Origin of the sequence: Parachitinimonas caeni (genome assembly GCF_030129945.1) — a bacterium.
In the GTDB taxonomy this organism is placed as follows: domain Bacteria; phylum Pseudomonadota; class Gammaproteobacteria; order Burkholderiales; family Chitinimonadaceae; genus Parachitinimonas; species Parachitinimonas caeni.
The window spans coordinates 1-20,009 of record NZ_JARRAF010000021.1 but is presented as its reverse complement, the minus strand read 5'-3'; the positions used below and the strand labels follow the sequence as shown (position 1 = coordinate 20,009).

General features: G+C 59.8%; 16 protein-coding genes and 1 other RNA gene. 5 read left to right on the top strand and 12 right to left on the bottom strand.

Translation table 11 applies throughout. The features are described 5' to 3' along the window. Positions 1–18 precede the first annotated feature (18 nt). Positions 19–1,809 carry a DUF885 domain-containing protein gene (locus tag PZA18_RS16110; RefSeq protein ID WP_284101890.1) on the top strand — a complete coding sequence of 597 codons (1,791 nt, stop codon included), beginning with the start codon at positions 19–21 and terminating at the stop codon, positions 1,807–1,809. Positions 1,810–1,857: 48 nt separating this feature from the next. Here the strand turns inward: PZA18_RS16110 and PZA18_RS16105 are convergent, their stop codons facing one another. Next, positions 1,858–3,852: a methyl-accepting chemotaxis protein gene (locus PZA18_RS16105; protein WP_284101889.1), complete on the bottom strand. Its 1,995-nt coding sequence runs from the start codon at positions 3,850–3,852 to the stop codon at positions 1,858–1,860. A gap of 399 nt (positions 3,853–4,251) precedes the next feature. Between PZA18_RS16105 and plsB the strand changes: the two genes are divergently transcribed. Continuing rightward, entirely contained in the window at positions 4,252–6,756 is a 2,505-nt protein-coding gene (gene plsB, locus PZA18_RS16100; RefSeq protein WP_284101888.1) for a glycerol-3-phosphate 1-O-acyltransferase PlsB, read from the top strand. 49 nt (positions 6,757–6,805) lie between these two features. Here plsB and cydX read toward each other — a convergent pair whose 3' ends face one another. Genes cydX through PZA18_RS16070 form a run of 6 tightly spaced genes read right to left on the bottom strand, consistent with a single transcriptional unit; the run spans position 6,806 to position 10,885 of the window. Beyond that, a complete protein-coding gene (cydX, locus tag PZA18_RS25480) occupies positions 6,806–6,955 on the bottom strand; it encodes a cytochrome bd-I oxidase subunit CydX (RefSeq protein ID WP_284101887.1) in 150 nt (49 codons plus the stop codon). A 27-nt stretch (positions 6,956–6,982) separates the two neighbouring features. Next, on the bottom strand, positions 6,983–8,122 hold the full coding sequence (gene cydB, locus PZA18_RS16090) for a cytochrome d ubiquinol oxidase subunit II (RefSeq protein WP_284101886.1): 1,140 nt from the start codon (positions 8,120–8,122) through the stop codon (positions 6,983–6,985). 25 nt (positions 8,123–8,147) lie between these two features. Continuing rightward, positions 8,148–9,710, bottom strand: coding sequence for a cytochrome ubiquinol oxidase subunit I (locus tag PZA18_RS16085; protein WP_284101885.1), 1,563 nt, complete (start codon positions 9,708–9,710; stop codon positions 8,148–8,150). Continuing rightward, positions 9,694–9,912, bottom strand: a complete 219-nt coding sequence (gene cydP, locus PZA18_RS16080) for a cytochrome oxidase putative small subunit CydP (RefSeq protein WP_284101884.1) — start codon at positions 9,910–9,912, stop codon at positions 9,694–9,696. Before cydP ends, PZA18_RS16085 begins: the two co-directional genes overlap by 17 nt. Next, entirely contained in the window at positions 9,909–10,316 is a 408-nt protein-coding gene (locus PZA18_RS16075) for a hypothetical protein (protein WP_284101883.1), read from the bottom strand. The genes cydP and PZA18_RS16075 overlap by 4 nt, the downstream gene beginning before the upstream one ends. Then, complete coding sequence (locus PZA18_RS16070; RefSeq protein WP_284101882.1) at positions 10,313–10,885, bottom strand: GbsR/MarR family transcriptional regulator; 573 nt, start codon at positions 10,883–10,885, stop codon at positions 10,313–10,315. Before PZA18_RS16070 ends, PZA18_RS16075 begins: the two co-directional genes overlap by 4 nt. An 86-nt stretch (positions 10,886–10,971) precedes the next feature. On the opposite strand from PZA18_RS16070, the gene PZA18_RS16065 reads away from it, so the two are divergent. Together PZA18_RS16065 and PZA18_RS16060 are read left to right on the top strand one after the other, a co-directional pair. Further along, on the top strand, positions 10,972–12,129 hold the full coding sequence (locus PZA18_RS16065; protein ID WP_284101881.1) for a DUF4124 domain-containing protein: 1,158 nt from the start codon (positions 10,972–10,974) through the stop codon (positions 12,127–12,129). A gap of 125 nt (positions 12,130–12,254) precedes the next feature. Continuing rightward, positions 12,255–13,418, top strand: coding sequence for an acyltransferase family protein (locus PZA18_RS16060; RefSeq protein ID WP_284101880.1), 1,164 nt, complete (start codon positions 12,255–12,257; stop codon positions 13,416–13,418). 37 nt (positions 13,419–13,455) lie between these two features. On the opposite strand, the gene rnpB is transcribed toward PZA18_RS16060, so the two are convergent. The 5 genes from rnpB to PZA18_RS16035 all read right to left on the bottom strand — a co-directional run bounded on the left by rnpB (position 13,456) and on the right by PZA18_RS16035 (position 19,587). After that, positions 13,456–13,827: RNase P RNA component class A (rnpB, locus tag PZA18_RS16055), an RNA gene on the bottom strand. Between the two features lie 112 nt (positions 13,828–13,939). Then, a complete protein-coding gene (locus PZA18_RS16050; RefSeq protein ID WP_284101879.1) occupies positions 13,940–14,662 on the bottom strand; it encodes an SDR family oxidoreductase in 723 nt (240 codons plus the stop codon). A 280-nt stretch (positions 14,663–14,942) separates the two neighbouring features. Next, on the bottom strand, positions 14,943–15,977 hold the full coding sequence (gene pyrC, locus PZA18_RS16045) for a dihydroorotase (protein WP_284101878.1): 1,035 nt from the start codon (positions 15,975–15,977) through the stop codon (positions 14,943–14,945). 56 nt (positions 15,978–16,033) lie between these two features. Then, positions 16,034–19,291 (bottom strand): PAS domain S-box protein, encoded by a 3,258-nt coding sequence (locus PZA18_RS16040; protein WP_284101877.1) that lies wholly within the window; start codon positions 19,289–19,291, stop codon positions 16,034–16,036. A 140-nt stretch (positions 19,292–19,431) separates the two neighbouring features. Then, positions 19,432–19,587, bottom strand: a complete 156-nt coding sequence (locus PZA18_RS16035; RefSeq protein WP_308447405.1) for a sulfurtransferase TusA family protein — start codon at positions 19,585–19,587, stop codon at positions 19,432–19,434. Here PZA18_RS16035 and PZA18_RS16030 point away from each other — a divergent pair. Then, positions 19,527–19,895, top strand: a complete 369-nt coding sequence (locus PZA18_RS16030) for a hypothetical protein (RefSeq protein WP_284101947.1) — start codon at positions 19,527–19,529, stop codon at positions 19,893–19,895. The two genes, PZA18_RS16035 and PZA18_RS16030, sit on opposite strands and share 61 nt — an antisense overlap. Positions 19,896–20,009 lie beyond the last annotated feature (114 nt).

The following is a 20,009-nucleotide window of genomic DNA, read 5'->3' as shown; positions in this document are numbered from 1 at the left end:
ATCCAGGAAGAGCAAACCATGTTCCGATTTGTCGCCACCCCAATCCGCCGGGCCATGCTGGCAGCCCTGCTGGTACTACCTGCCACCGGCTTCGCCAGCACGGCCAGTTGGGTCGAGCGCAGCAATACCCTTGCCGCCCCCGTCATCAAGAGTCAGGGACAATTTCGCCCCGAATACGCCTCGTTTGCCGGTGTCGAGGAATTCGATAGCGCTGTCGCCGATTTCGGCCCGAAGATGCGTGAACGGATGCAAGCCGCCAATCGGGAGCGCCAGACCTGGTTGAAACAGCAGCTGGCCAAGGAAACCGACATCCAGGTCAGACAGGATCTGGAGATCATGATCGACCGCCTGGAAAGCGACTACCAGCGCGGATTGCTGGAGCAGCAATATCTGCTCGAATACATTGATATTCCGCAGCTGGTTTACCGGGGGCTGGAAAACCTGCTGGACACCCGCAACAAGCCGGAACGACAGGCCCGCGCGCTGATCCGGCTCAAGCGCTATATCGGCGCTGAGGCCGGCTACCAGCCACTGGTACAACAGGCACGCGCCCGCATCGAAGAAGATCTGGCCCGCCAAGGCCTGACCGGCCCTTACGTTGAAGAACTGAAGCAGAAGCTTGCGAATGTCGATTTCTATCTGAAGGGCATTGAAGAACTGCTGCGCAAGAGCAAGCTGACAGGCTGGGAAGCCCATTACGCCACGCTGACACAGCAGCTACGTGACTACCGCGACTGGAGTCGCAACACACTGATGCCGCGCACCCGCGCCGAGGTCAAGCAGCCGCCGCAGTTATATGCCGACTCGCTACGGCAGGCTGGCGTGGACTTCACGCCAGAAGAGCTGATCGAGCGTGCCAGTGCCGAGTTTCAGGAAGTTCGCGACCAGATGCAGGTGCTGGCGGCCCAGATTGCGGCCGACCGTAAATTACCCGCAGCCGACTATCGCAAGGTCAGCGAGTTTTTGAAGAAGGACCAGGTGGATGCCAGCACCATGTTGCAGCTTTACTGGAAACGCCTGCGGGAAATCGAAGCCATCATCCAGCGTGAAAAGCTGCTGACCCTGCCCAAGCGCGACGCCATCATCCGCCTTGCGACCGATGCTGAGGCCGCCAGCACCCCTTCTCCGCAAATGCGCGCCCCGCGACTGATCGGCAACACCGGTGAATACGGCGAATTCCTCATCCCCTTGAACAACCCGCATGCCAAGACGGCCGCCAAGATGGATGACTACAGCTACGATGCCGCCACCTGGACCCTGGCGGCACACGAGGCCCGCCCCGGCCACGAGCTGCAATTCGCTGCCATGGTGGAACGGGGCGTATCGCAGCCACGCCTGCTGTTCTCGCGCAATAGCGCCAACACCGAAGGCTGGGCCCTGTATGCAGAAGCACTGGTACTGCCCTATATGCCGCCCGAAGCCCAGCTGATCTCGCTGCAGAAACGCCTGCTGCGCATCACCCGCGCCATGCTGGACCCGATGATCAATCTGGGACGGCTGTCACCCGAAGCCGGCAAACGCATTCTGATGGAAGACGTCAATCAGTCCGAACCGTTCGCCCAGCAGGAAATCGACCGCTACACCTTTAACATGCCCGGCCAGGCCACGGCGTACTTCTATGGCTACATCAACCTGCGTTCGCTCCGCACCCAGGCAGAACTGGCGCTTGGCAAGCACTTCAACCAGCAGGCTTTCCACGATTTCGTCATCGCCCAGGGCATCCTGCCCCCGCGCCTGATGAAAAAAGCGGTGCTGGAACAGTTCGTGCCGGCACAGCTGGCTCAAGCGAAAACCGCTGCCGCGTCGTAGCAAGGAAGGTCGTGAAGGGCTGGCGACTCCCACCAGCCCTCACCCGGTTCAAACTGAAAAACGCCTGGCGGTCTCTGCCATTTGTACCGCCAGCGACTGCAGCTGGCCCGATGCCGTTGCCCCCTGCTGCGCCGCTTGGGCGTTGGCTTCGCTTTTTTCGGCAATCGTCTCGAAATGCCCAGCCAGCGACTGGCTGGCCGTGCGCTGCGCCACCAGGCCTTGGGCGATTTCACGGATGGTCTCAACCAGCGATTGCGTGCCGGTATGGATCTCCGTCATCGCCCCTGCGGTTGCGTCAGTCCCTTGCCGGCCGCGCGCCACCGTATCCACTGTCGCCCGCATCCGGCTGACGGCTTTATCTGACACCTGCTGAATCTGGCTGATGGTTGCAGCGATTTCGCCGCTGGCATTAGCGGAACGCTCGGCCAGTTTGCGCACTTCATCGGCCACTACCGCAAATCCGCGCCCAACTTCACCGGCCCGAGCCGCTTCAATGGCGGCATTCAATGCCAGTAGATTCGTCTGGTCGGCCACTTCGCGGATGACATGCAAAACCTGCGTCACCGACTGCGACTGCTTGCCCAGCTCATCAATCGTGACGGCCACTTCCTCAACCTGCCGGGCAATATGAGAGAGGTCGGCAATCGACTGCCTGACGACCTCTCCCCCCTGACGGGCAATCCGGCCTGCTGACTCCCCCTGGCCGCTGGCAAGCTCCGCATTGCTGGCGCTGGCAAATATCGACTGAGATAACTGTTTGACCTCCTCGGCGGCGTTTGTCACCGACTCGCTTTGCGAGGCACTGGAATCGGCCACCTGATTCGCCGAGATGCTGAGCTGACGGGATGTCTGCGCGACGGCGTCGGACATCTTGAGCATATCGGCCACCATACGGCGCAGGCTGTCCCGCATGGCAACGATGGCAGCGAGCAGGCTTTCGGTGTCATGTGGGCGTAGCGTCACCTCGGTATCCAGCCGACCATCCGCCAGCCGCTTGACCACCGACTCCACATAGAAGGGTTCACCGCCAAGCTGCGCGGTAATCGAACGGTAGAGCGCCAGAAACAGCACCAGCGTAGCCAGCGACGCCAGTAACACCAGTCCGACATAGACATTGCGTTGTTGCTGATACAGCTCGACGCGATTCTGCAATAACTGATCAAGCAGAACGCGGCCCTTTTCAGCAAAGGCAATGGCCGAGCGGCTGGCCTCCTTGCTGACTGCGCGGACTGACGCTGGTGCCGTATCGAGATTGCCGCCAAGGGCCTGATCAACCTGCCCCGCCACCGCCAGATTGCGATTCAGCTGCTCGGCCAGCAGGGCCTCCAATGCCGGTTTGAGGCCAGCATTGGCAGCTGCCGCCTTGGCGATATTGGTCTGAATGGCAGATTGGGCATCAAACGTCAGAGGCCGCAACTCCACCAAACGGGTTTGCACTACAGAATCGAGCTGCCGGGCTTCCAGTGCCAGCACTTGCCTGGCGCCGCTCTCGCCCAGCCTTGCTGCCAGCATTGGCAGGCGAGCGCACACGGTGTCCATCAAATAATACGAGTCGATGTCCGGGTCCAAAGTCAGATTGGAGTTGTCACACGCCGCCCCGATCAGCGCCAGCACGGCATCGACCGCTGCACCATACAGGGCCACCCGCTTGGCCGGCTCAGCGGTATCCGCCGCGCTTGCCGCCTGCCATGCCTGTTTGGTGGCGATCAGCGTGGCGGCCAGATCCAGCTCGTCCACCGGCTGGGTCTGTAGCCGTTCAATCGCCGTCAGCGCTTCGTCGATCGCTTTGCTGCTAGCGGCCAGATCGCCCGTTTTGCTGGCCGCTTCGAGCCGCCTTTGTCCGATCGCATCCAGCAAAGGCAACATGGCCGTCAGATAGGCCACGCCTACCCGCTCCTTTGCCGAAAACTCAACCTGTGTCTGATTGGTGCGGTACAGACCGTAACCGAGGTAGGCGAGGGCCAATGCCACCATTACCCCAATCACCCCGAACCGGGTTGGATAACGCTGGCGCCGCATCCAGACGGCGAGCAAATTGATCATGGCGTATTTCCTCTCTTCCGATCCAAGTGCTCGGCCGAACGGCACCGTGCATGGATAACTCGTGTATTCCCTATCTGCCGGCCTGAGGGCTGATTGATAGCCTTTTCAACTCTGGCAGCAATGAACTTCGCCGGATTAGGTGCTTACTCAAACGGACCGATTGTGTTTCTACCTCACCCCAGAATAGATTACAGACGAGCCTTGCGAGACTTAAGCGACTGACTTTCAGTCAAATTTTCATTTTCCCCACAGTCGGCCCTAATGTGGTGAGACCCTTGCTGGATCAGGCATTCAGGCAGATCAAGGCCCATGTCAGGTCCGCTCGGCAGCCCGGCGGGTTTGGTGTTCGGGGCAATCTTGTGGACAATCGCGCCCCTGATTGATTGTTACGGAGCATCCATGCTCAAGTTTTTAGGTCTTGAACAACTTTTCAGTCTGCTGTTCCGACGCCTGCTCTACGTCTGGGTGCGGCCCAAGGTACTGCCACTTGATCCGGCGTCGCTGGAACTCGATCTCTCGCAGCCCGTCTGTTATGTCCTGCACCAGCGCTTCCTGTCGAACCTGCTGGTGCTCGAAACCGAAACCCAACGACTGGGATTGCCTCGGCCGCTGAGTGCCATGAGTGGCGGCAGCGTTTTCGAAAAGCGGTCATTTTTCTTTCTGAATCGGGGTGAAGGCGGATGGCCACGCCCCAGACCCGGCTATTCACCGCGTCTGTCCCGCCTGATCGGCAAGGTTGAGCGCGATCCGGCGCTGGACGTGCAAATCGTGCCGGTGACGATCCTGTGGGGTCGCGCCCCAGATAAGCAGGACTCGATCTTCAAGCTGTTGTTTGCCGATGGCTGGGCCAATACGGGCCGCCTGAGCCAGTTTTTTACCGTCCTGCTGCATGGCCGGCAGGCCATGATCAAGTTCGGTCGGCCGGTGTCGGTACGTGAGATGGTTGATGAGAAGCTCGGCCCGGCGCGAACCCTGCGCAAAGCCGGCCGTCTGTTGCGCGTCCACTTCCGCCGCCAGCGGGAACAGGCCATCGGGCCGGATCTATCGCACCGTCGCACCCAGGTTGATCTGATTCTGAACGCACCGGATGTGCGGCAGGCCATTCTCGATGAATCTGCGACCAAGCAGATCTCGCTGGAGCGAGCCCAGGCCAACGCGCACAAATTTGCGATGGAAATCGCTGCGGACTACTCGCACTCCACGATCCGCATATTCGACCGCTTTCTGAACTGGCTCTGGAACCGGCTATACGATGGCGTGGAAATCAGCCGGCTGGATGAGGTAGCCGCCCTCGCCCACGGCCACGAAATTGTCTACGTCCCCAGCCATCGCAGCCATATCGACTATCTGTTGATGTCCTATCTGCTGTACCGGAACGGCTTGTTGCCCCCGCACATTGCGGCAGGCGCCAACCTGAATCTGCCCGTCGTCGGGCCATTCCTGCGGCGTAGCGGCGCTTTCTTCCTGCGGCGCAGCTTCAAGGGAGAGCCGCTGTATGCGGCGGTGTTCAACGAATACCTGCATATGATGATTTCGCGCGGGTTTCCGATTGAGTATTTCATCGAAGGCGGACGCAGCCGTACCGGCCGCCTGCTGCCCCCCAAGGCCGGCATGCTGGCCATGACCACGATGAGCTATCTGCGGGATACACGCCGCCCTCTGCTGTTCCTGCCGGTTTACATCGGTTATGAAAAGCTGATGGAAGGCGGCAGCTATGTGGCCGAATTGTCGGGACGCCCCAAACGCAAGGAATCGTTGTTCGGACTGCTGGCCACAGTCCGTCAGATCAAGAAAACATTCGGCAAGGTTTATGTGAACTTTGGCGAGCCGATCCTGCTGTCGAATGTTCTGGATAGCGTTCACGAGAACTGGCGGGGTGAAACGATTGGCGAGCAGCGGCCCAAGTGGTTTACCGACAGCGTGGACACACTGGCCAACCGCATTGTCACGCATATCAATGGCGCCGCCGTGGTCAACCCGATCAACCTGCTGGCACTGGTTCTGCTTTCCACCCCCAAGCACAGTATCGACGCCAGCCGCCTGGCGCAGCAGATTCGCCTGTTCCAGAAGCTGATTGACGGCGGGGGCTACAGCCAGCGCGTGGAACGCACCGCGCATGCCCCCGATGCGGTGATTGCCCATGGTGAAGCCTTGCGCCTGATCGAACGGGTCAAGCATCCGCTGGGTGACGTGCTGCGCACCAGCAGTGATCAGGCGATCCTGTTGGCTTATTTCCGCAACAATGTGCTGCATCTGGTGGCTCTACCGGCAATTGTGGCCTGCCTGTTTGTCAGCGGCGAGAAGTTGTCGCAACAGGAGGTGATTGCCGGTGTGCGCACCATCTACCCCTTCCTCCGGTCGGAGCTGTTCCTGCCCTGGGCGACCGACGGCCTGGAACCGACGGTGTTGCATGTCATCGACACGCTGGCCGAAATGGGCCTGTTGCGGCACCGTGGTGAGGGCGTGTATGTGGCCCCACCGCTGCTGACGCCTGAATACAGCCAGCTCGACCTGCTGGGACAGACGCTCCGGCATACTCTGGAACGCTACTTCATGGCAATTTCGGTGCTGATCCAGCAAGGCAGCAGCACCTTGGAACCCCGCAAGCTGGAAGCGCTCTGCCACTTGCTGGCGCAGCGGTTGTCGCTGCTGTTCGAGTCAGGATCGCCCGATTTCTTCGATAAAACCGTGTTCCGCAACTTTATCGACACGTTGCGAGAATCTGGCATGGTAACGCTGGATGAAGCCGGCAAAATCTGCTTTGGTGAACAGCTGACGCATGCCGGCAATCAGGCACAGCGCATTCTGCCGGCCGAAGTGCGGCAGGCCGTGCTCGACACCACCGGGCTGGACGAGGCTGCGGTGGCAGCCGCCCTGGCTGAAATCGACAAGACGGGTCGTTAGGTGTTTGGGTGCCCCAGGCAGGGGCTCCCAGCCCCTTGCCCGGCCAGCGTCAATCGTTGTCGCGGTGTTCCTCAAACCGCCGGCGGGTTTGGTCTTCATCTCGCTGGCCGAATGCGTAATTCGACTCCAGCCACAGCACATTGATAATGCCCGCCGCCAGGGCGAGTCCAAGACCCAGAATCCAGTTGAAGTACCACATGGCGTTTTCCTTTCCCCTCGCGGGGCATCAGTAGAGATTCTTGCTGTTGGCGCGAATCGCTTCGACCGTGATCGGGCCTCGCAGCACGCGATACACCCACCCCGTATACATCAGCACGATGGGCAGCAGCAAAGTGGTAACCACCAGCATCACCAGCAGGGTACGCTGGCTGGAGGCGGCATCCCATAAGGTCAGACTGCTGCCTGGGTCAATGCGGGAGGGCAACACGAATGGAAACAGGGCAATCGCCGCCGAGGCCAGCGTTGCCGCACAGGTGACCGAGGTGGCCAGAAAGGCGCCCCAGCGCAGATTGCGTGCCGCAAACAGACTGGCGATGGCGGGGCCCAGCAATGCCAGTAGCGGTACGACCTTGAGCCAAGGGGTGTGCTGGTAATGGGCAAGCCATCCCCCCGCCTGCTGGCCGACCAGCTTGGTTAGCGGAGACAAGGCGGTGTTCAGGTCACCATGCTGCAGTAGTTGCAGCCCCGGTAGAAAATTCAGCCAGATCATCACCCCGAGCAGCAGGCTGCTGACCAGTATCGCCAGCCCGTGCAGATAGCGACGCGCACGCTGCCAGACCAGGCCTTCGCTGCGCAACACCAGATAGGCCGCTCCCTGTAATGCCAGCATGGCTGCGGCAAGCCCGCCACAGACCAGGCCGAACGGGTTCAGCTGCCCTGACAGGCCGCCTTCGTAGCTGACACGCAGGGTTGTCGGATCAAAGCGGAATGGCAGGCCCAGAAACAGATTGCCAATGGCTATGCCGAAGATCAGCGCCGGCACCAGACCGCCAGTAAACAAAGCCCAGTCCCAGAATGCCCGCCAGCGCGGATTCGCCAGCTTGCTACGGTAATCGAAGCCAACCGGGCGCAGATAGAGCGCGCACAAGGCCAGCAACAGGGCAAGGTAGTAGCTGGAGAAGCCTGCAGCGTAAACCAGTGGCCAGGCGGCAAATATCGCGCCGGCAGCCAGCACCAGCCAGACCTGATTGCCTTCCCAGGTCGGGCCGACAACGTTGATCGCGACCCGCCGTTCTTCATCGGTCCGTCCCACAAAGGGCAGCAGCATGGCGACCCCCATATCGAAGCCATCCATGATGGCAAAGCCGATCAGCAGCACCAGTATCAGCAACCACCAGATCAGTTTGAGCGTGAAATAGTCGGGCATAGCGGGCTCCCAGGTTCTATTGACGTTAGGTTTGCGGTCGCATTTCGCCGTGATAGCGGCCGGTCGCCAGTGAGGCCGGCCCCAGGCGGATGTACTTGAGCATCAGATACAGCTCGACGACGAACAGACCGAGGTAGATGCTGCCGATGCCGATCAGGCTGGCCCAGACCTGGCTGGCGTCAATGCTGGAAGCTGACAGATGGGTGGGCAGAATGCCCGAGATGGTCCAGGGCTGACGGCCATATTCGGCAACGATCCAGCCACACTCGGCCGCTACCCAGGGCAGCGGCACCGACAACACCGCCAGCCGCAACAGCCAGCGCCGGGGCGCGAGCTGCTTGCGGGCCAGCGACCAGGCGCTCACCCCAAAAATGAAGATGAACAGCAAACCCAGCCCGACCATGACACGGAAGGCGAAAAACAGCGGCCAGACCTTGGGGATGGTGTCATTGACGGCCTGCATGATCTGCACCTCGCTGGCATCGACAACCGCAGGGGTGTACTTCTTCAGCAGCAGGCCATAGCCCAGATCCGCCTTGTGCTGTTCGAACTGCAGCCGCACGGCATCCGAACGGTCGCCCGCCCGCAATCGAACCAGCGCTGCATAGGCTTGCATACCACTGCGGATGCGCAGCTCGTGGCCTTTTTTCAGATCTTTGATACCGATGACCGGGGTGTCGGTCGAACGGGTGGCAATCAAGCCGAGCACATACGGAATCTTGAGTGCGTAGTCTGTGCGTTCTGCCGCCTGATTGGGCCAGCCGATGACGGTAATACCCGCTGGCGCCGGGTGGGTTTCCCATTCTGCTTCGATCGCTGCCAGCTTGACCTTCTGCACTTCACCGGTGCTGTAACCGGACTCATCCCCCAATACGACTACCGATACCGCCGAAGCCAAACCAAACCCGGCCGCCACCGCAAACGAACGCAAGGCAAAGCCCGTGTCGCGGGCCTTGAGCAAATACCAGGCCGAGATGCCCAGCACGAACATGGCGCCGGTTACATACCCGGCCGCCACGGTATGCACGAACTTCACCTGTGCCACGGTATTGAAGAACACCGCACTCAGGCTGGTCAGCTCCATCCGCATCGTCTGGTAGTTGAATTCCGCCCCGACCGGGTTTTGCATCCAGCCATTGGCGATCAAAATCCATAACGCCGATAGATTGGTGCCCAGCGCCAGCAGCGTCGTCACCCCAAGGTGCTGGACCTTGGACAGGCGATCCCAGCCAAAGAAGAACAGGCCAACGAAGGTGGACTCCAGAAAGAACGCCATCAGCCCTTCAATGGCCAGAGGCACACCGAAAATGTCGCCGACGTAGTGGGAGTAGTAAGCCCAGTTGGTGCCGAACTGGAATTCCAGCGTCAGGCCGGTGGCAACGCCCATCGCAAAATTGATGCCGAACAACTTGCCCCAGAAGCGGGTCATGTCGCGGTAAATGGTCTGCCCGGTCATCACATACACGGCTTCGCAGATCACCAGAATCCACGATAAGCCCAGCGTGAGCGGCACGAAAAGGAAGTGGAACAGAGCCGTCAGCGCAAATTGCAGGCGTGACAGGTCGACCACGTCAGAGGGGGCGAGCATGATGTTCTCCGGAGGGTGCTGAAATCGGGGTGGGCGCAGTGTTCAGGAACTGCTGGTCAAGCCGTTGCGGCTCGACGTTCATATGGTGGGCAATGGGCTGGCTAAACCACAGATGTTTAGCCACTAGCAAAAGCGCAATTTTTATCAGGACAATAATGACCAGCGTCGGCGAAAGTCGGGGTCCGTCGGGGTCGGGGTTCATGTCTGCGCCTCCAGACGATGCCCGGCATACAAGCCGAGCGCGCCCACGGGCAGCAGCAATATCCACTGCGGCAAGGCCCAGGCCGGAATCTGGCCCGCAAACCAGACATTCACCAGCCCGAATACCAGCGCGAAGCCCAACCAGGCGGTAGCCAGCAACAGCACGAGTGGCCGGGCCGCTCCGGCTTGGGCGCGGCTGGCCCATAGCAGACCCAGCGTGCTCAACCACAAAGCCACCGTCACCATATGCCAGCAAGCCAGCAGGGTGTATTTGAGGGTGGCATCGAGCGATGACGCCAGGAAGGGCGACACCACATCCGCCTGCCCGGCAAAGGTATGAACCAGCGCAGTCAGCCCCGCCAGGCCAGCTGCGCCAAGCAGACTGCGGTTAAGGGGTGGCTTCATGGCAGGTCTCCTTTGCCATCGTCCTTGCGGCCAAACTTCAGCCGGTCGGCAAAATCCAGCAGTTTCTGCACCTTGGCCCCCATTCGCATCAGATTGATCACCGTCTCGGGCGACAGCCGCTGCACTTCATCCAGCCAGCCCGTGGTGAGTTCAATCAACTCATACATCTGCCGCATCTTGGCCTGGGCAACGCGATCTTCCTCCGACCCCGGCTGCTCCAGCATGGCGTCACGCAACAACGACAGGGTGGGTTCGATCTCACGGCGGCGCCGCTCTTCCACCAGCACCCTGAAGATCTCCCAGACGTCTTTCGGTGGCTCGAAGTAGTCACGTCGGTCCCCTGGCAGGTGGACAAGCTTCACCAGACGCCAAGCTTGCAGCTCCTTCAGGCCAATACCGACATTTGAGCGAGAAAATTCAAGAACATCGCCGATCTCGTCGGCATTGAGCGGTTTGGCACTGATATAGAGCAGGGCGTAGATCTGGCCAACGGTGCGATTGACCCCCCAACGCGAGCCCATCTCGCCAAAGTGAAGGACAAATCGTTCTGCAAGCGGTGTCAGTTTCATTTCTTTGATTTCCAGTAATTACTGGAATTCTAAAAATTGATGTAGATCAAAGCAAGCTTTTTCTGACAATGCGCTGACAATCAGCCATGAATGGTCTGGCACATCACGCCACGGCAGCCGATCGACAGACAACCGCCTCGACCGCTACTCCCCGCCCAAGGCCGGCCGCACTGTCACGCCAGGCAAGGGCTTTGCAACACTGGCATGCCGCAAAAGCCGATCCGGCTCGAAGGGTTTCGCCGGAAATGCGTCAACAGCGTCTAAAATTCAAATCATTACCTCCCGAGCACCCGACCTCCACCCTGCGGTCCGCCCCCTCCCGAACCGCGATTTCCGAGACGCAGACGATGACACGGCCCACGCCACCCCATCCGCTCCCGCTGATTGCCCTGCTTGCTCTGTGCATGCCCTGTGCCGCAACCGAGGTGCAAACGGTCTATCGGTGTACCGATGCCAAGGGGAAAACCACGTTCAGTGATAGCCCCTGCAACAAGATCGGCGTACAGGGCAAGGAATCAACGCTGGAAATACCGTTAGCGCCAGCCGCGCCACCGCCAACCAAAGCCGCACCCACCAATCGCCCTGCTGCAGCACCCCTCCCCGCCGCCCCAGCCGCAGGCAGGTTGCCGCTCTACAACGGCGGCAAGCCGCCGGTCATCCGTTTTTTTTACGATACTGAGGACGCCCACCCGGACATCCCGCCTGAAGATGTCGAGCAGGCAATCAAACTGGCAGCCAGCCAGTGGATGCGCGGCTGCCCGGTAGTGATTGAATACGGCGGGAGAAAATCCCTCAGGGCAATCAAGCCCGAGCAGGGCCTGATTGTGCGGTGGGACAAGAGTTATCTGGACATGTCGCACCCTGCCACAGTGGGTGGCAGCGCCCTGCCTGCGACGGGCGGCATGCTCGATGGCATCCGCATGCGGCCGGGTGGCCGTTATAACCAGAATTGGTTCAAGCACATGATCCTGCACGAGATGGGCCACACCCTCGGCATGCCCCATAACCATCTCGATAAGTCTTCAGTAATGAGCTATTGGCAAGGTGGCATGAACCCCAGCGCCGCCAGCCCGACACCCGAGGACTATCGGGAATGCAAATTTGCGATGCAAACCTGGTATGGCGTTGACTTCAAACCTACCGAAGCCGAACTGCGTGCGCACAGCCGCAAGCAACCGACCGATAAAGCCGTGACGGAGGAAAAAATGGTCACGCCAGTGGAAAGCTCAGGCAGCCGCCAATAGCGGTCAGACCTTCCCCCGAAAGTCCGGTAGGCCGCCAGGCGCTGTGGATGCTTGGTTTGCGGTAGCATCGCTGCGGTGCGCTTTACCGCACACCGGGCCCCACTCCAACCAAACGCACGCCAGAAATGAAACCTCAACAGCGTCCAGACCCACTTCGCGAGCCCCTCTCCCCCCTCCCCACCCCCAATACTCCCGCAGTGGATCAGCCCCTCGCGTCAATTGATGCCTTGCGTGGCCTCGCCTGCCTAGCCGTCTTTCTCTATCACCTGGAGGTATTGACCGGATTTCACACGCCATTTCTGGGTAACCACGGCAATGTGCTGGGGGTGCAGCTGTTTTTTGTGCTAAGCGGCTATCTGATTCACCTGAGCGCCAGCAAAGCCAAACTGAGCGAATATGCAATGGCCCGCCTGTTACGCATCTACCCTGCCTACTGGGTGGCGCTCCTGGGTGCCGGCCTGCTGCAGCCGGAATGGCGGGCCTCGCTGATAGAACAGCCGTTACTGCTGCTCGTCAATCTCGCAAATCTGCAGCTGCATTACTTGCCAGCCTTGATGCGCCTGGATTCCATCCATGTCAGCTGGACCTTGACCAGCGAGGTGTTGTGGTACGGCATGGCCCCCTTCGTGGCGGTCGGGCTGCGACGAGGCTACTGGCCAATCTTGCCGCTACTGGTTACCGCTGGCTTGGTGTGGGGAAGTGCCGCCGGAACCGGGCAGCTGGATTGGCTGATGTTCGGCATTGAAAAGGTGCTGCAAACCGACCCCAGCCGCAGCATAGCGTGGTATCGCCCGTCTTTTCTGCAACTCAATGTGATTGGACAACTGCCCTTTTTCATCACGGGAGTGGCGATCGCGCACTATCGCCCCGCACTACAGCGTCTGCCCATGTGGTTGTTGCTGCCATTGGCAGGCAGCCTGGGGACGATTGCTGTCTGGACTCGTATCACCCCATGGGCGGTGCTGGCGGTAGCCATCGGCCTGGGCGCCTTATTGCTGCTGGCTTTGCGTCAACCCCTGCCTGTGCCGCGCCCCCTCGTCTGGCTAGGTAAGGTTTCGTTTTCCACCTATCTGTACCACGTACCGATCATCTCTCTGGTGTTTCACTACTGGAGCCTGAAGGGGCTGACCGCCCTCACTTTGATACTGACGATGGTGCTTTGCGCCTCTGCGCTTAGCTACCATCTGGTCGAAACTCCGGCGATGCGCTTCGCCAAGCGTTGGCGCCAAGCCAGATCAGCCAGTCGGGCCAATGCCTCGCCAAGCGGTACTGGGCGGGGGTCCGTGTGATTTGCCTAGGGGATATTGCGGGAAGAATCGGGGGGATTTGCGAAGTCGGCCTGTAAGCCGGGTTCTGTGACATGGCGGCTTGCGCCGCCACCGACAGTCATTCCTCTAGGACGTACGTTACCGCACGCCTCAGGCAACCTACCCGCAGGCTCCGGGGGCCCCCTCAACGCCTGCCTATTTGGTCTTGCTTCGGATGGGGTTTACCATGCCGTCCGTGTTACCACGTCCGCGGTGGGCTCTTACCCCACCGTTTCACCCTTGCCACCCCGGTTACCCGGAGTTCGGCGGTCTGTTCTCTGTTGCACTTTCCGTCGCCTCGCGGCGCCCGGCCGTTAACCGGCATCCTGCCCTATGAAGCCCGGACTTTCCTCTCCCCAGCAAGCTGAGCAGCGACTGTCCGGCCAACTTCGCAAGTGAATTCTACCATGCCACGGCCGGTGACTGGCGATTCGACGCTGACCGATACACTTTTTGGTGAGGATTGCAGCAGTGGAGACGCCAACTGCGCAACAGTAAAAGCGCTATGGCTGTTGGCGCGTGGCAGCCAGCACAATTTCGCGAATGCACAGATTTTGGGGTTGTTCGTAAGCAAACCGGATGGCTTCGGCGATGTCGGTTGCGGCGATCACGCCCCCCATGCCTTCCTTCCAGGATTCGTAACCGGATTTGATGTCGGTATCAGTGGTATGGGATAGCAATTCGGTTTCAACCGCTCCCGGTGCAATCGTAATCACCCGCACATCGCTCATGGCAACTTCTTCCCGCAGGTTTTCCGAGATGGCGTGTACGGCAAACTTGGTGCCGCAGTAAGCCGCGTGATTGGGGAAGGTCTTGCGCCCCGCAATCGAGCTGATATTGATGATGGTGCCGTGACGACGCTCGACCATGCCGCTCAGTACCACATGGATGCCATTGAGCAAGCCTTTGACGTTGACATCCAGCATGGCATCCCACTCTTCCGGGCTTTGTCTGGCGACGTTGCCGAGCAACATCACGCCAGCGTTGTTGACGATCAGATCAGCCGGGCCAAACTTCGCCTCGGCCTCTTTGACTGCAGCCCGCAACGGGTCACGCTGGGTAACATCCACTGCCCGGCACAGGGTATTCGGCAAGCCGAGTTTTTCCATGCGCTCAATACGCCGAGCCAGCAGTAACAGGGGATAGCCCAAACGCGAGAACAGCTGGGCCGTTGCCTGGCCAATGCCGGAACTGGCCCCGGTAATCACTACAAGTGGCTTGCTCATGAAACCTCCAGATGCGTGGTTGGCATGCTGATCCGCTTCGTTTGAGGTTCCGCCGGCCAGTTGTGGCACAGGCAAACGACTCAGTTTCCCGACGGTTGCAATGCGGCGGGATCAAAGCACGATCAGAGGAAGGCGATCGACGCGAGGAGGCGCCGACCACGGTTTCATGAGTATAGACAGCGATTCAGCCCCGCTGCCGGCGGCAGCCCTATCCACTTCCGGCCCGGTTGGCAGTCGACTTGCGGTCTCGCCATAACGCGCCAACCGACCCCAGGCAGAATCAATCCAGCAGACGCCAGGCCACGGTTTCGCCCGCCCGCATAGGCACCAGAACATCGTCCGCCAGGTACGGAATCTCGGCCGGCACGGCCACTGGCTCTTTCACCAGGGTAATGGTGTCGGCATTGGCAGGCAGTCCATAGAACAACGGGCCAAAGCGGCTGGCGAATCCTTCAAGCCGGTCCAGCGCATTGACCGACTCGAACGCCTCGGCGTACAGCTCGATTCCTGCGTGGGCGGTATAGATGCCCGCGCAACCGCACAGAGTTTGCTTGATGCCTCGGGCGTGAGGGGCGCTGTCTGTGCCTAGAAAGAAACGCGGATTCCCGGAAATCGCGACATCCATCAAGGCTTCGCGGTGCAATTCCCGCTTCAGCACCGGCAAGCAGTAGTGATGCTGGGGTAAAGCGCCCTGAAATAAGGCATTCCGGTTGAGCAGCAGATGGTGCGCGGTAATGGTAGCCGCCACGTTGGCACCGGCGCTCCAGACAAAGTTGGCAGCCTGTTTGGTGGTGATGTGCTCGAACACGACTTTCAGATCTGGCAGTTTGCCCAGCAAGGGTTTCATCACCCGCTCGATAAAGACGGCCTCGCGATCAAACACATCGACCGAGGGGTCGGTGACTTCACCATGAACGAGCAGCGGGATGCCTTGTCTGGCCATCTCGGCGAGTGTTGGCAAAACCTTGTTGATATCCGTCACCCCCGCATCGGAATTGGTGGTCGCACCGGCCGGGTACAGCTTGAGCGCTTTGACAAAACCACTGGCCTTGACCTTGGCGATCTCTTCAGGAGGGGTGACGTCGGTCAGATATAACGTCATCAAAGGTTCAAATGACATGCCGGCAGGCAGCGCTGCCAGAATGCGCTCACGGTAGGCAGCGGCTTCTTCTACCGTACGGACCGGCGGCTTGAGGTTGGGCATGACGATGGCCCGGCCAAAACGGCGGGCGGTATCGGGCAGGACGGCAGCCAGGGCAGCACCATCGCGCAGGTGCAGGTGCCAGTCGTCAGGACGGATCAGGGTCAGGCTCATGATGGATGACTCGGTAACGGACAAAGCGCCGACTATCGCCGCGACCGGCAGCCGGGTCAAGCCGGAATCAGCGGGAATTGCACGGTAAACAGGGTGCCCTCCCCGGCAACGCTGTCCACGTCGATCTGGCCACCGCAGGCCTCTACTGCACTTTTGACAATATGCAAACCCAGGCCGGTGCCTGAAATGCGCCCCACATTGCTGGCCCTGAAAAAGCTCTCAAACAGATGCGGTAAATCTTCAGCCGGAATGCCTATCCCCCGATCTCGCACAGAGAGCCGCAGCCAAGCATCGGACTGCCAGACTTTGAATTCGACCTCGCGCCCACCCGGTGAGTACTTCACTGCATTGCGCAGCAGATTGTTCAGCACCAGATGCAGCAGTTTCTGGTCGAGCATGACCAGGCCTTCCGGCCCGGCGTAATCGAGCTGCAGCAGGTGACTGCCATTGCATAAACGTTGCTGGGTGTGGATCAGGCTCTCGCAAAATGTTCGCAGCGGCATCGGCGCCGGGTTGGGTCGCAGCTTGCCTTCTGCAGTTTTGCCGAGCAGCAGCACGTCTTCCATCATTTGCGTCATATGCCGCACCGCATCCTCAATCGCCGTGAACAGCTCAGCCTGCTCTTCAGCCGGCAACTCATCACGGTAATGCGACAACAGCTCGACCGAGGACTGAATCGTCGACAAGGGCGTGCGAAATTCATGTGAGGCCATGCTGACAAAGCGGGTTTTCAGGTCGGACAACTCTTTTTCCCTGGCCAACGCCCGCTTGATTTCTTCCTCGGCCTGCTTTTGCGATGACAGGTCCACCCGTGACCAGATCGCCCCTTTGGCCGGATCGTTGCTGTCGATGCGACGCCCAGTGACCAAATGCCAGCGCAGCCTGCCGTCCGGGTGTTGATAGGCGTGCTCGAACTGTACGGTCTCGCCACGATCCATGCGCCGGACTTCGTTGGCCAGAATCGCCGGCAACCCTTCAGGATCACCAAACCACTCGCTGATATGGCGCCCCTGCAGGTCGGTATTCTGATAACCCATGATGGTTTCCATCTGCCGGTTGCACCAGACGTGGTAGCCCTGGCGCACCAGTTGCAGCCCCACCTGAACGGTATCCAGAATGGCTTTGCGCTCAGCCAGATTGGCTTGCAGGGTGTCTTGCAGATGTTTCTTCCAGGTCAGATCGACCAGCGCCCAGATCGTGCCTTTCTGCTGATCGTCATGATCAATGAAGCGCCCCGTAGCCAGACACCACACCGGCTCACGATTGCGCTGATAAAACGTATGCTCAACCTGCACCGTATCGCCACGCAGCAAGGCAGGCATCACCGCAGCATTGAATGCCTCGAATTCCTGCCGGTTTTCGAACAGGCAATCCAGCTCCAGACTGACCAATTCTGCAGCGGTGTAGCCAAACCGGTCTTCAACAATATGGTTGCACCAGACCAGCCGCCCGGCCCGGAAATGCAGCAGTCCGACCTGCGCGGTCTGCAGAATCGCCTCTCGCTGCGCCAGATTGGCCTGCAACTCGGCTTCAAGCTGCTTGCGGTCGCTGATATCGCGGATAAAGCTGGAAAACAGTACGTTACCGCCCACTCGAATTGGCCAGATATTGATTTCGACTGGAAATTCGCTGCCATCACGGCGAATGGCTTCCAACTCGAACTGCTGCGGCCGCATCGCCGTAATGTCGCGATGGGCAATGCGCGCCAACCCTGCCGCATGCAAGGACCGGTAGCGCATCGGAATGATCAGCTCGGCGATGTCTTGCCCGAAGGCTTCGTCGCGATTCCAGCCAAAGGTCAGCTCCGCCTGGCGATTCCAGTCCACCACATGCCCCTGGCCATCAATCGACACCACCGCATCAATCGCCGATTCCAGAATACGCCCGAGGCGTTCGCTGCTCTGCTCCAGAGCCTCTTCAACAATCCCACGCTGGGCGATTTCAGCCTTGAGCTGGTTGTTCAGTTGCTCCAGCGCATGCGTCCGCTCTGCCACCCGCCGCTCCAGTTCCTCCTGGATATCCTGCGAGCGCAGCTCGGCCAGATGCCGGCTGGTCACATCCTGGGCAAACCCTTCCAGCCGCAGGGGCTTTCCATCCACGTCGCATTCAGCAAGCGCTTCGGCATGGATATGACGCAGGCCGATGCCAGGCAGCACGATCCGGTAATCCATCACATAAGCGCATTCACCGCGCAGGCTGGCTTTGTAACGCGCCAGCACGCGTAGACGATCATCGGTATGTATGCGCTGCAGCCAGGGATTATCGGCTTCGAGGTAGTCCAGATTGGTCAGGCGCGGATCGTCCGCCTGCTCGACAGCAAACAGCTTGGCCATGGTGGCCGACCAGAAAACCTTGCGCTGCACGCAGTCGAGCTGAAAGCTGCCGATATTGGCTAGCCGCTGGGCATGCTCAAGGTGCTCCTGGCTGCGTTTAAGCGCCAGTTCTGCTTCTTTGCGCTCCGTGATGTCCCGCCCCACCACCAGCATCCGCCACGGCCGCCCCTGTTCGTCAGGCAATGGCGAGCCCTGGGCATGGATATGTCGCACGCTGCCGTCGGGCAGAACGTAGCGGTAATCGCCGACCACCACCGTCCCCGTCTGCATGGCCAGATGAAACCGCTCGGTCACTTTCTGCAGATCGTCAGGATGGATGGTATTGAAAGCCGACTCGTAGCGAGTCTCGTGCGCACCGCCAAACAGCTTGCGATAGGGAGCATTTGCATAGATGCGCCGCCCGCCCAGATCAATGACGGCAATCAGATCGTGGATGTTTTCATCGAACTGCTTCAGCTGCATGTCGCGTTGCTGCACGCTGCGCAGCAGCTCTTTTCGTCCAAGCCGCTCGGCCAGCGGCAAAGTCAGCAATTGCAAGATTGCCAGCGAATCTGCCGCCAGCGCCTGCACCGTCGAAGCGACGCCGAAAGCGCCGATCAGCTGACCCTCAAATATCAGCGGCAACGCAAGCCAGTAATGCTCATCCGCGTGGCATTGTTGTGCCACGCCTGCGGCCACGGCAGCCTGCACCAGCGCTAGGGGAATCACCAGATCCGGCTCTGCCGGCCGTACTGACACCGCCAGCTCAATCAGACTCTCATCGCTGCGACTCAAACGGAAGACGACACAAGCCGCCAGCCCCAAGCCCTCGCGGGCCTGCACCACAAATCGCTGCAGGACATCTTCATGGTCGCTGCAAGGTTGATGCAGCAGGCGCATGCCCTCCGCCAGCATCTCGTGCGACGGCAATGGCGTGACGGGAGATGAGCAAAGCGCAGGCGAATAGACCTGCTCCTTGCCTTGAGAACCGGGGAACGGCATAAACGGCTACCTGAAAAAACCTCTTTCAGCCTAGCAGGCACCCCGCCCGTTACAAGTGATAAGCCGTTCCGGCCCATAAGCCCTATGACCGATCACCAGACCTGGCCAATAAGCTCTGTGGGCGCGTTATCGCCCCTGGCTCAGCGACGTTGCAACCAGAACAGAAACTTTCCGTCTTCGCTGCGCTGCTCCAGCAATTGATGGCCGGTTTGCTCGCAAAAAGCTGAAAAATCAGTTGGCGTTGCCGGATCGGTACATATCAGATGCAGAACCTGACCACTCGTCATATCTGCCAGCGCTTTTTTGGCTCGCAGAATCGGTAGCGGGCAATTCAACCCTGAAAGATCTACGCTACGATCGTGATGCATTGTTTAAACCCCTGATCAAATATGGTTTGCAGCCGCGCTTATATCCACTGACGATCATCGCGGCGGCCATTGGCAGGATGCGCTTCCATGGCATGGCTGGTACACAGCCATCGACTTTGACGCAGAACCAACGGTTGTTTATGCGTAGCACAGATATGGCACTGCGCTGGGTGCTGACGTCGCCATTCGTCCAGCACTCGCTTCATTCGTTCTTTTTTGCTTTCCATGATGCCTAGGCTCTGTTGACGTTTTGTTTCCGGTCGCGCCGGGCCGAGTTTTGGGGCAGGGCGAGGCAGGGTGAGTGCGGTTTAGCGAGCTAAATAAACGAACCCTAACGACGCCATGCCCCA